This window comes from Nocardioides hankookensis (genome assembly GCF_042658885.1).
GTDB classification, from domain to species: Bacteria; Actinomycetota; Actinomycetes; order Propionibacteriales; family Nocardioidaceae; genus Nocardioides; species Nocardioides hankookensis.
The window spans coordinates 360,739-372,747 of record NZ_JBHSRJ010000002.1 but is presented as its reverse complement, the minus strand read 5'-3'; the positions used below and the strand labels follow the sequence as shown (position 1 = coordinate 372,747).

Genomic DNA, 12,009 nt, shown 5'->3' with positions numbered 1-12,009 from the left:
TCGGTGGTTGAGGTGCGAGCGCAGCGAGCCTCGAAACCACCACAGCCCGCGGGTCGGTCTGTGGTCGCGCGCCGACAGGCTTCCTACACGGGTACGACCGGCTCGTGATTGCGGTCGCTTCCCGGCACACGGTGGTTGAGGTGCGAGCGAAGCGAGCCTCGAAACCACCACCACGTATCCCGCCCCTCGCGTCACCCACGGCGACCACCACGAACCGCGGCGCTGAACTCATCGCCCCGGCGGGTCAGCCCGATCGGCCCGGGGCCGCCACCGGTACCAGAGCACGAGCGCTCCGCCCGCGAACCACAGCGCGGACACCACCCGGAAGAGGATGGTCTCGGACGAGAAGAACGACTGGCCGGCGAGGAACATCACGAACAGCACGAAGCCCGTCATCAGGTAGCCGGAGAGCGGCTGGACTCTCCTCGGGGCATCACTCGGCACGGGATCGATCGTCACACACGCTCCGTCGCTCGTCGCCCGATCCGCGCGTGCGGTCGGCGCGGGTCAATCGACGTCCGGGGACCAGTAAACCGTTGCGGCCCACCACGGGCCATTCTCCGTGATGTCCTGGTGGATGGTCACGTCCAAGATGTCCATCGGTCGGAGGTCGAGCTCCTCGATCCGCGTGGCGACGCGGCGCAGGAGGTGGGGAAGGTCGTTCTCGTGTTCGCCGTGGCGCTCGTTGGCGATCGAGAAGTGCCTGCTCGGATAGCCCTCAAAGCTCATCCGCGCATGGTGACAGAGTTCGGGTTCCGCGTGCAGTGCCTACGACGACCGCAGCGCCTCGCGCACCAGGTCGAGCACCGGGAGTGCGCCCGACTCGACATCGGCGACCGGGACCCAGGCGACGGCGTCGGAGGTGCCGTCGACCTCGGTCAGGACCGGCTCGGCATCGTCGGCGACGGTCACCGCGAAGGCCATCGCCACGGCGTGGAAGTCCTCGTAGCGACCCGAGGGCGCCGTCCCGCTGAAGTGGTCGTCGTGCACCGCGACCAGCTCTCCGACCGTGCCGTCGAGGCCGCACTCCTCGCGCAGCTCGCGGAGCACCGCGGAGCGCGGCGACTCACCGTGGTCGACGCCGCCACCGGGCAGCGTCCAGGAGCCGGTGTGGAAACCGCGTTCCGAGATACGGGTCAGCAGCACGTCGCCACCGCGGCGTACGACGGCGTAGGCGCCGAGCCGCTGGTGCCGGAACGGCCGGTGGTCCGCGAGCGCCTCGAGCACCATGGGTGCGACGGGGACGGTGCCGTCGAGCACGTCGGACACCGGCTTCCAGTCGGCGGCCATCGTCGAGCCGCCGACCTCGACCACCTGCGGCTCGGGTGCGTCGGGCGCGACCCAGCCCTCGTAGACGATGCGCAGCGCGTGCGCGTCGACCCGGCGGCCGTCGCGCCAGACCCCCGGCAGGTGCGCGGAGTAGACCCGGGCCGTCTCGCCGACCGTGGCGTCCAGCCCGGTCTCCTCGTGGATCTCGCGGACGACGGCGTCGCGAGGGTCCTCACCGTGGTCGAGTCCGCCGCCGGGCAGGGTCCAGAGCTCGTCCGGGGTGACCGACGGCGCCAGCCGGCTCAGCAGGATGGCACCGTCACGCAGGATCACGGCGTACGCCGCGACCCGCTGCCGCTTCGGCAGTCCGCTCATCGGGGTCGGCTCACGAGAAGGGCGGCCGATGGTCGCGGGCGAGCGAGCGGCGACCGGCCCAGCGCCAGACCCGCGCGGCGCGGTCGCGGTCCTCGTCGGTGACGAGGTTGCCCATCCAGCGCAGCGCCAGCGTCATCAGCCAGTCGGACCGCATCCCGACCGGACCCAGCGCCGGCAGCACGCGGGGCACGGTGACGAGGCCGGCGAGCCGTCGGGCGATGGAGAACGACTCGCCGTAGTGCTCGGTCAGCAAGGCCGGCCAGGCCCGGGTCAGGTCGTCCTGCTCGTCGAGCATCTCGGCGACCAGCCGCCCGGTCTCGAGCCCGTAGTCGATGCCTTCGCCGTTGAGCGGGTTCACGCACGCGGCGGCATCCCCGATCAGCGCCCAGTTGCGACCGGCGACGTGCGAGACCGCGCCGCCCATCGGCAGCAGTGCCGAGGTGGGCATCCGCAGCTCGTCGCCGAGCTGGAACTCCTCGCGCAGCTGGCCCGCGTAGTGCGCCATCAACGGCTTCACGGCCAGGTCGGTCGGGCGCTTCGCGGTCGCGAGCGTGCCGACGCCGAGGTTCACCTCGCCGGTGCCGAGCGGGAAGATCCAGCCGTAGCCGCTGAGGATCGCCCCGTCCTGGCCACGCAGCTCCAGGTGCGAGCTGATCCACGGGTCGTCCGACATCCCGGAGGCGACGTACGACCGGCCGGCCACGCCGTAGACGGTCTCCCGGTGCCACTCGCGGCCGAGCACCTTGCCGAGCGGGGACCGTACGCCGTCGGCGACGACGAGCCGACGGCAGGCGATCTCGACCGGACCGGCGTCCGTCTTGAACACGACGGCCGACACCCGGTCGCCGTCGCGTCGTACGTCGACGGCGCGGTGCCCATCGACGGCGGTCGCCCCGGACTTGATCGCGGTGGTGCGCAGGTGGTCGTCGAGCTCGGTGCGGGCGACGGCCGATCCCCAGTCGGGGAGGGTGCCCCCGGGCCAGGGCAGCAGCAGCGTCTGGCCGAAGCCGTGGGCGCGCAGACCTTGGTTGACCGTGTGCGCGCGGAGCCAGTCCTCGAGGCCCAGCCGCTGGAGCTCGCCGATCGCCCGCGGGGTCAGGCCGTCACCGCAGGTCTTGTCCCGCGGAAAGACCGCGGCGTCCGCGAGCACCACGTCCGCACCGGAGCGAGCAGCCCACGCGGCGGCCGCCGACCCCGCCGGGCCGGCGCCCACGACGAGGACGTCGGTCTCGGTCGGAGTGCTCATCCTCCGATTGTCTCAGCGCACGACCGAGTCGGTCACGCTGGGTCGCCGCGCGCCGAGGAAGAAGATGCCGGGCAGTCCCTGGGTCTCGAAGCCCCGACTGACGTTGCGCTCCAGGGTGGAGTGCCGGACCCGCATCGTGCCGGTCCGGTCGTTGCTCACGAAGAACACCGCTCCCCCGCCCTCGTTGGCGACGTTGCTGCGGATCAGCGTGCCGCCGAGGTCGAGCGTGAAGCGGTTGCCGTCGAGGTAGATCGCTCCGCCGCTGCCGCCGCCGGGCGTCCCGGAGCGAGCCGGGTTGGCCCCGTGGCCGATCGCGCGGTTGCCGACGAAGGTGCTGTTCAGCACCCGCCACGACACCCGGATGCTGCTCAGGGCCGCACCGTTGCTGCACCGGCCGCCGCGGAACTCGCTGCCCACGACGTACACCGGCTGGTCGCGGTGCTGGTCGAACACCCGCACCGCCGCGCCGCCGAGGTCGGGGCCACGGCGGTCGCAACTGTTGCCGAGGAAGCGGGAGTCCACGATCTTCAGCCGGCCACCCCGGGCGAGGATCGCGCCACCACCGCCGCCCTCCTCGTGCTGCCCGGTCGCGTTCCCGTGCGCGAGCGTCAGGTGCTGCACCACCAGCTGTGGGAAGGGCTGGTCGTCGCAGTGCGACGTGGTCCAGTGCTGCCGGCGGTCGCAGGTGTCCTGGTAGAGGATGCGGCGCTTCCCGCCCCCGTCCAGGGTCACCAGGCCGCCGCCGTCGATCACCACACGGCGCGACTCGTTGAGGACCTTCGCGGTCCTCGTCATCCGGATGGTCACGGGGTCCGGACCGCAGTCGAACGTGATGACCCCGCCGGCCCGCACCGCCCGCACCACCGCTGCCGACGTGCAGCTCCGAGCGGTCCCACGGCCGACGACGTGGTCCGGGTGCGAGGTGTCGACGGCGCGCCCGTCCTTCGGGACCGGCACCGGCTGCACACCCCGCCCGGCGGCGTACGACGGCGGCGCGGCGCCGAGCACGGTGACGGCCAGGACGACGGCGAGGAGGACCCGAGTCATCCGTCGAGGCTAGTTCATGGGCGGACGTAGGCCCGGTGCGCGAGCAGGTGCACCCGGTGGTTGCGGCATCCCGTGGTCGGGTGCGCCACGAACTGTGCGCGCGTCTCGTCCGGCAGGTAGACCCAGAACCCGTCCACGTGCTCCGGGCGGCAGCGGCGCCTCGGGTACGGCGCGACGTCGGTCGCCGCCACCTCGCTCACCACTCGCTGGCCGGGGCGCACCACGATGCGGCGCACCGGACCGGCGGTCCGCGTGGCCGCGGCGCCGACCTGGGTACCGTCGCCTCCCCCGACGTACGACAGCCCGCCGTACCCCCGGATCGAGCACGCCGCGTCCGACACGTTGCGCAGCACGATCCGGCCGTACTCGTGGCTCATCCCGCCATCGGTGCTGCGGTACGACGCCACCAGCTTGGCATTCGTGCACTCCGGTGCCGCTGCCTGGGCAGGACCGCCCACGACGGTCAGCGGCCCGGTGGACAGCAGGAGGATCATCAGCAGCTTGGTCATGTCAGTGGGACGCCCGGACGCGCGACCGAGTTGCCGGGAAATGCCGAAGGCCCCACCACCCGAGGGTGATGGGGCCTTCGTACGACCGGATCAGTTCTGGTACGAACCGAAGTCGAAGTCGTCCAGGGCGACGGCCTGGCCGCCACTGCCGAACTCGTAGTCGTAGGAGTCGTAACCCGTGACGGAGTACGCCGCGGCGCGGGCCTCCTCGGTGGGCTCCACCCGGATGTTGCGGTACCGCTCGAGGCCGGTACCCGCCGGGATCAGCTTGCCGATGATCACGTTCTCCTTCAGACCGCGCAGCGAGTCCGAGCGGCCGTGGATCGCCGCGTCGGTGAGGACGCGGGTGGTCTCCTGGAAGGAGGCCGCCGAGAGCCACGACTCGGTCGCCAGCGAGGCCTTGGTGATGCCCATGAGCACCGGACGACCCGAGGCCGGCTTGCCGCCCTCGGAGACGACCCGACGGTTCTCCTCCTCGAAGCGACCCCGGTCGACGAGGTCGGACGGGAGCAGGTGGGTCTCGCCGGACTCGATCACCGTGACCCGGCGCAGCATCTGCCGGACGATGATCTCGATGTGCTTGTCGTGGATCGACACACCCTGGCTGCGGTACACGGCCTGGACCTCGTCCACCAGGTGCTCCTGCGCCCGGCGGACACCCAGGATCCGCAGGACGTCCTGCGGGTCGGGGGTACCGACGGTGAGCATCTGGCCGACCTCGATGTGCTGACCGTCCGCGACCAGCAGGCGCGACCGCTTCGAGACCGGGTACTCCTGGACCTCGGAGCCGTCGTCCGGCGTGATCAGGATCTTCCGGGTCTTGTCGGTCTCGTCGATCTCCACGCGGCCGGCGGCCTCGGCGATCGGCGAACGACCCTTGGGCGACCGGGCCTCGAAGAGCTCGACCACGCGGGGCAGACCCTGCGTGATGTCGTCCGCCGAAGCCACACCACCGGTGTGGAAGGTGCGCATGGTCAGCTGCGTGCCGGGCTCACCGATCGACTGGGCCGCGATGATGCCGACGGCCTCGCCGATGTCGACGAGCTTGCCGGTGGCCAGCGAGCGGCCGTAGCACTTCGCGCAGGTGCCGGTCTTGGCGTCACAGGTCAGCACGGAGCGGACCTTGACCTCCTCGATGCCGGCCGCGATCAGCTCGCCGATCTTGACGTCGCCCAGGTCCTCACCGGCGGCGGCGAGGACCTCGCCGGTCGTCGGGTGGGTGACCTCGGTGGCCGCCGAGCGGGCGTACGCCGCGGTCTCGGCGTTCTCCGCCTTGACCACGCTGCCGTCCTCGAGCTTCTCGCCGATCCGCTTGGGCAGACCGCGCTCGGTACCACAGTCGTCCTCGCGGATGATCACGTCCTGCGAGACGTCCACCAGACGACGGGTCAGGTAGCCCGAGTCGGCGGTCCGCAGAGCGGTGTCCGCCAGACCCTTGCGGGCACCGTGCGTCGCGATGAAGTACTCGAGGACGGTCAGGCCCTCACGGAAGTTGGACTTGATCGGGCGCGGGATGATCTCGCCCTTCGGGTTGGCCACGAGGCCACGCATGGCCGCGACCTGCCGGATCTGGTTCATGTTTCCAGAGGCACCCGACTCGACCATCATGTAGATCGGGTTGGCGCGGTCGAACGTCGTCTCCATCGCCTTGCCGACCTCGTTGGCCGCCTGGGTCCAGATCTCGATGAGCTCCTGGCGGCGCTCCTCGTCGGTGACCAGACCACGCTCGAACTGGGTCTGGACCTTCGCTGCCTGGGCCTCGAAGCCCGACAGGATCTGCACCTTCTCCGGCGGCGTCGTGACGTCGTCGATGGAGACGGTGACACCCGAGAAGGTGGCCCAGCGGAAGCCGGTGTCCTTCAGGGCGTCGAGCGAGGCGGCGACCTCGACCTTGGTGTAGCGCTCGGCCAGGTCGTTGACGATCGCGCCGAGGGCCTTCTTGCCGACCTCGTAGTTCACGTACGGGTAGTCGGCAGGCAGGGTCTCGTTGAAGATCGCGCGGCCCAGCGTGGTGTCGAGCGTGATCGTCTGACCCGGCTCGACCTCGTCGCCCGTCTCCAGCGGCGGGACGACGTCGTTGAAGCGGATCTTGATCGGGCTCTGCAGGGTGATCTCACCGCGGTCGAAGGCCATGATCGCCTCGGCCTGGTTGGAGAACGCGCGACCCTCACCGGGCTGGTTCGGGCGCTCGGTCGTCAGGAAGAACAGGCCGATGATCATGTCCTGGGTCGGCATGGTCACCGGACGGCCGTCCGACGGCTTCAGGATGTTGTTGGTCGACAGCATCAGGATCCGGGCCTCGGCCTGCGCCTCGGCCGACAGCGGCAGGTGCACCGCCATCTGGTCACCGTCGAAGTCGGCGTTGAACGCCGAGCAGACGAGCGGGTGGATCTGGATGGCCTTGCCCTCGATCAGCTGGGGCTCGAAGGCCTGGATGCCGAGGCGGTGCAGCGTGGGCGCACGGTTGAGCAGCACCGGGTGCTCGGTGATGACCTCTTCGAGGACGTCCCACACCACGGCGTACCGGGCACCGGAGGTGGCCCGCTCGACCATCCGCTTGGCGGACTTGATGTTCTGCGCGTGCGACAGGTCGACGAGGCGCTTCATCACGAACGGCTTGAAGAGCTCGAGCGCCATCTGCTTGGGCAGACCGCACTGGTGCAGCTTCAGCTGCGGACCCGACACGATGACCGAACGGCCCGAGTAGTCCACGCGCTTGCCGAGCAGGTTCTGGCGGAAGCGACCCTGCTTGCCCTTGAGCATGTCGGACAGCGACTTGAGCGGGCGGTTACCGGGACCGGTGACCGGGCGACCGCGACGGCCGTTGTCGAACAGCGAGTCGACGGCCTCCTGGAGCATCCGCTTCTCGTTGTTGACGATGATCTCCGGCGCGCCGAGGTCCAGGAGCCGCTTGAGGCGGTTGTTCCGGTTGATGACGCGGCGGTAGAGGTCGTTCAGGTCGGAGGTCGCGAAGCGGCCACCGTCGAGCTGCACCATCGGGCGCAGGTCCGGCGGGATGACCGGGACGGCGTCCAGGACCATGCCCTGCGGCTTGTTGCCGGTCTTGCGGAACGCGTCCACGACCTTGAGCCGCTTGAGGGCGCGGACCTTGCGCTGGCCCTTGCCGGTGGCGATGGTCTCGCGCAGCGACTCGACCTCGGCCTCGGTGTCGAAGTCCTGGAGGCGCTTCTGGATCGCCGTGGCGCCCATGTAGCCCTCGAAGTACTTGCCGAACCAGTTCTTCATCTCGCGGTAGAGCATCTCGTCGCCCATGAGGTCCTGGACCTTGAGGCTCTTGAACGTGTCCCACACCTCGTTGAGGCGGTCGATCTCGCGCTGGGCACGGTCCCGGAGCTGCTTCATCTCGCGCTCGGCGCCGTCCTTGACCTTGCGGCGCTGGTCGGCCTTGGCACCCTCCGCCTCCAGGGCGGCGAGGTCCTCCTCGAGCTTCTTCGCGCGGTCCTCGACGGCGGAGTCGCGGCGCTTCTCGAGGCGCTCGCGCTCGAGCCCGACCTTGCCCTCCAGGGAGGACAGGTCCTTGTGGCGCGCGTCCTCGTCGACCGAGGTGATCATGTACGCCGCGAAGTAGATGACCTTCTCGAGGTCCTTCGGGGCGAGGTCCAGCAAGTAGCCGAGGCGGCTCGGCACACCCTTGAAGTACCAGATGTGGGTGACGGGGGCGGCGAGCTCGATGTGGCCCATCCGCTCACGACGCACCTTCGACCGGGTGACCTCGACGCCACACCGCTCGCAGATGATGCCCTTGAAGCGCACGCGCTTGTACTTGCCGCAGTAGCACTCCCAGTCCCGGGTGGGACCGAAGATCTTCTCGCAGAAGAGACCGTCACGCTCGGGCTTGAGCGTGCGGTAGTTGATCGTCTCCGGCTTCTTGACCTCGCCGTGGCTCCACGTGCGGATGTCGTCCGCGGTGGCCAGGCCGATCCGAAGCTGGTCGAAGAAGTTCACGTCGAGCACGGTGGCTGCAACCCTTCGGTAGTTCTAGAAATCTGAGTTGAGGGGGGCGGAGGCGGGGCCGGCCGGAGCCGGCCCCGCGACTCACACCTCTTCGACCGAGCTGGGCTCGCGACGGGACAGGTCGATGCCGAGCTCCTCGGCGGCGCGGAAGACGTCCTCCTCCGCGTCGCGCATCTCGATGGCCGTGCCGTCCTGGGACAGCACCTCCACGTTGAGGCAGAGCGACTGCATCTCCTTGACGAGAACCTTGAACGACTCGGGGATGCCGGAGTCGGGGATGTTCTCGCCCTTCACGATGGCCTCGTAGACCTTGACGCGACCAGGCACGTCATCGGACTTGATCGTGAGCAGCTCCTGCAGGGCGTAGGCGGCGCCGTACGCCTCCATCGCCCAGACCTCCATCTCGCCGAACCGCTGGCCGCCGAACTGGGCCTTACCGCCCAGGGGCTGCTGCGTGATCATCGAGTAGGGGCCGGTGCTGCGCGCGTGGATCTTGTCGTCCACGAGGTGGTGCAGCTTCAGGATGTACATGTAGCCGACCGACACCGGGTCCGGGAACGGCTCGCCGGAGCGGCCGTCGAACAGGTCCGCCTTGCCGGTCGCGTCGATCATCCGGACGCCGTCCCGGTTGGGGTTGGTCGCCCCGAGCAGGCCGGTGATCTCGTCCTCGCGGGCGCCGTCGAACACCGGGGTCGCGACCCGGGAGTTCGGCGCGGCCTTGTCCGCGTGGATCTTGATCAGGCGCTTCTTCCAGTCCTCGTCCTTCGGACCGTCGTGCAGGTCCAGGTCCCAGCCCTGCTTGGCGAGCCAGCCGAGGTGGAGCTCGAGGATCTGACCGATGTTCATCCGTCGCGGGACACCCAGCGGGTTGAGGATCACGTCGACCGGGGTGCCGTCCTCCATGAACGGCATGTCCTCGATCGGCAGGATCTTCGCGATGACGCCCTTGTTGCCGTGACGGCCGGCGAGCTTGTCACCCACGGAGATCTTGCGCTTCTGCGCGACGTAGACGCGGACCAGCTGGTTCACGCCCGGCGGCAGCTCGTCGCCCTCCTCGCGGTCGAAGACGCGGACGCCGATGACCGTGCCGGACTCACCGTGCGGCACCTTCATCGAGGTGTCGCGGACCTCGCGCGCCTTCTCACCGAAGATCGCGCGGAGCAGCCGCTCCTCCGGGGTCAGCTCGGTCTCGCCCTTGGGCGTGACCTTGCCGACCAGGACGTCACCGGTCTGCACCTCGGCGCCGATGCGGATGATGCCGCGCTCGTCGAGGTCGGCCAGCATCTCCTCGGAGACGTTCGGGATGTCCCGGGTGATCTCCTCGGGGCCGAGCTTGGTGTCGCGGGCGTCGACCTCGTGCTCCTCGATGTGGATCGAGGTGAGGATGTCCTCCTGCACCAGGCGCTGGCTGAGGATGATCGCGTCCTCGTAGTTGTGGCCCTGCCACGGCATGAACGCCACCAGCAGGTTGGTGCCGAGCGCCATCTCCGCGTCGTCGGTGCACGGACCGTCGGCGATCGGCGAGCCGACCTCGACGCGGTCACCCTCGGAGACCAGGGGACGCTGGTTGATGCAGGTGCCCTGGTTGGAGCGCTTGAACTTGGCCAGCTTGTAGGTCGAGTAGGTGCCGTCGTCGTTCATCGTCTCGACGAGCTCCGCGGACACCTCCTTGACGACACCCGCGTTGGTCGCGACGACCACGTCGCCGGCGTCCACCGCGGCGCGGTACTCGATGCCGGTGCCGACCAGGGGCGAGTCGCTCGTGATGAGCGGCACGGCCTGGCGCTGCATGTTGGCACCCATGAGCGCGCGGTTGGCGTCGTCGTGCTCGAGGAACGGGATCAGGGCGGTCGCGACCGACACCATCTGGCGCGGCGAGACGTCCATGTAGTCGACCTCGTCGGCCAGGACCTCGGAGACCTCACCGTCACGCTGACGGACCAGGACGCGCTCCTCCTGGAAGCGGCCCTTGTCGTCGATGACAGCGTTCGCCTGGGCGATGACGTACTTGTCCTCGTCGTCGGCGGTGAGGTAGTCGATCTTGTCGGTGACGCGGCCCTTCTCGACCTTGCGGTACGGCGTCTCGACGAAGCCGAACGGGTTGATCCGTCCGTACGACGCCAGCGAGCCGATCAGGCCGATGTTCGGGCCTTCCGGGGTCTCGATCGGGCACATCCGGCCGTAGTGCGACGGGTGGACGTCACGGACCTCCATGCCGGCGCGGTCACGGGACAGACCACCCGGGCCGAGGGCCGAGAGACGACGCTTGTGCGTCAGGCCCGCGATCGGGTTCGTCTGGTCCATGAACTGCGAGAGCTGCGAGGTGCCGAAGAACTCCTTCAGCGCAGCGACCACCGGACGGATGTTGATGAGGGACTGCGGCGTGATGGCCTCGACGTCCTGGGTCGTCATCCGCTCGCGGACCACCCGCTCCATGCGGGCCAGGCCCGTGCGGAGCTGGTTCTGGATCAGCTCGCCGACCGTGCGCATGCGCCGGTTGCCGAAGTGGTCGATGTCGTCCGCGGCGATCTCGAGGGCACCCTGGGGCGCCTCGACCTCGGTCTGGCCGTCGTGCAGCGCGACGATGTAGCGGATCGCGGCGACGATGTCGGACACGGTCAGCGTCTGCTGGTCGAACGCCTCGACGAGGCCCAGCTTCTTGTTGACCTTGTAGCGGCCGACCTTCGCGAGGTCGTAGCGCTTCGGGTTGAAGTAGTAGTTGTTCAGCAGCGTCTGCGCGGCCTCACGCGTCGGCGGCTCGCCGGGACGCAGCTTGCGGTAGATGTCGAGCAGTGCGTCGTCCTCGCCCTGGGTGTGGTCCTTCTCCAGGGTCAACTCGATCGACTCGTAGGCACGGCCGTCGGTGCTGTTGGGGTCCGCGAACTCGCGACGGATGTCCTCGATGGTCAGGCCGAGGGCCTTGAGGAGCACCGTGACGTTCTGCTTGCGCTTGCGGTCCAGGCGGACGCCGACGAGGTCGCGCTTGTCGATCTCGAACTCGAGCCAGGCGCCACGCGACGGGATCAGCTTCGCGGTGTAGATGTCCTTGTCGGACGTCTTGTCGGCGGTGCGCTCGAAGTAGACGCCCGGGGACCGGACGAGCTGCGAGACGACCACACGCTCGGTGCCGTTGATGACGAAGGTGCCCTTGGGCGTCATGAGCGGGAAGTCGCCCATGAAGACCGTCTGGCCCTTGATCTCACCGGTGTCGTTGTTGGTGAACTCCGCAGACACGTAGAGCGGTGCGGAGTAGGTGAAGTCCTTCTCCTTGCACTCGTCGACCGTGTACTTCGGGTCGTAAAAGACCGGGTTCTCGAACGAGAGCGACATGGTCTCGGAGAAGTCCTCGATCGGCGAGATCTCCTCGAAGATCTCGGTCAGACCGGACTTCTGGGAGACGTCCTCACCCGCGTCGAGGCGGCGCTGGACGACGTCCTGCCAGGCCTCGTTGCCGACCAGCCAGTCGAAACTGTCGGTCTGGAGGGAGAGAAGCTGTGGAACTTCGAGTGGTTCGGAGATCTTTGCGAAAGAGATGCGGCGGGAGTTACCGGAAGTGGTGCGCGCGGCCAAGAGGTGTCCTTCGACGGT

At 69.1% G+C, this 12,009-nt stretch carries 8 protein-coding genes; all 8 read right to left on the bottom strand.

Going from position 1 to position 12,009, the window contains the following annotated elements:
- Positions 1-228 precede the first annotated feature (228 nt).
- Positions 229-444, bottom strand: coding sequence for a hypothetical protein (locus ACFPYL_RS04710; RefSeq protein ID WP_379150917.1), 216 nt, complete (start codon positions 442-444; stop codon positions 229-231).
- Between the two features lie 63 nt (positions 445-507).
- Complete coding sequence (locus ACFPYL_RS04705) at positions 508-729, bottom strand: hypothetical protein (RefSeq protein ID WP_379150914.1); 222 nt, start codon at positions 727-729, stop codon at positions 508-510.
- A 39-nt stretch (positions 730-768) separates the two neighbouring features.
- On the bottom strand, positions 769-1,644 hold the full coding sequence (locus ACFPYL_RS04700) for an NUDIX hydrolase (protein WP_379150911.1): 876 nt from the start codon (positions 1,642-1,644) through the stop codon (positions 769-771).
- A 10-nt stretch (positions 1,645-1,654) separates the two neighbouring features.
- On the bottom strand, positions 1,655-2,890 hold the full coding sequence (locus ACFPYL_RS04695; protein ID WP_379150908.1) for a geranylgeranyl reductase family protein: 1,236 nt from the start codon (positions 2,888-2,890) through the stop codon (positions 1,655-1,657).
- A 12-nt stretch (positions 2,891-2,902) separates the two neighbouring features.
- Positions 2,903-3,937: a hypothetical protein gene (locus tag ACFPYL_RS04690; protein WP_379150905.1), complete on the bottom strand. Its 1,035-nt coding sequence runs from the start codon at positions 3,935-3,937 to the stop codon at positions 2,903-2,905.
- A gap of 14 nt (positions 3,938-3,951) precedes the next feature.
- On the bottom strand, positions 3,952-4,446 hold the full coding sequence (locus ACFPYL_RS04685; RefSeq protein WP_379150902.1) for a DUF4232 domain-containing protein: 495 nt from the start codon (positions 4,444-4,446) through the stop codon (positions 3,952-3,954).
- A gap of 90 nt (positions 4,447-4,536) precedes the next feature.
- A complete protein-coding gene (locus ACFPYL_RS04680; protein ID WP_379150899.1) occupies positions 4,537-8,421 on the bottom strand; it encodes a DNA-directed RNA polymerase subunit beta' in 3,885 nt (1,294 codons plus the stop codon).
- Between the two features lie 81 nt (positions 8,422-8,502).
- Entirely contained in the window at positions 8,503-11,991 is a 3,489-nt protein-coding gene (gene rpoB / locus ACFPYL_RS04675) for a DNA-directed RNA polymerase subunit beta (protein ID WP_379150896.1), read from the bottom strand.
- Positions 11,992-12,009: the final 18 nt, after the last annotated feature.

Coding starts and splice junctions, on each gene's coding strand:
- ACFPYL_RS04705 (WP_379150914.1), bottom strand. CDS start 729: ATGAGCTTTGAGGGCTATCCGAGCAGGCACTTCTCGATCGCCAACGAG.
- ACFPYL_RS04700 (WP_379150911.1), bottom strand. CDS start 1,644: ATGAGCGGACTGCCGAAGCGGCAGCGGGTCGCGGCGTACGCCGTGATC.
- ACFPYL_RS04695 (WP_379150908.1), bottom strand. CDS start 2,890: ATGAGCACTCCGACCGAGACCGACGTCCTCGTCGTGGGCGCCGGCCCG.
- ACFPYL_RS04690 (WP_379150905.1), bottom strand. CDS start 3,937: ATGACTCGGGTCCTCCTCGCCGTCGTCCTGGCCGTCACCGTGCTCGGC.
- ACFPYL_RS04685 (WP_379150902.1), bottom strand. CDS start 4,446: ATGACCAAGCTGCTGATGATCCTCCTGCTGTCCACCGGGCCGCTGACC.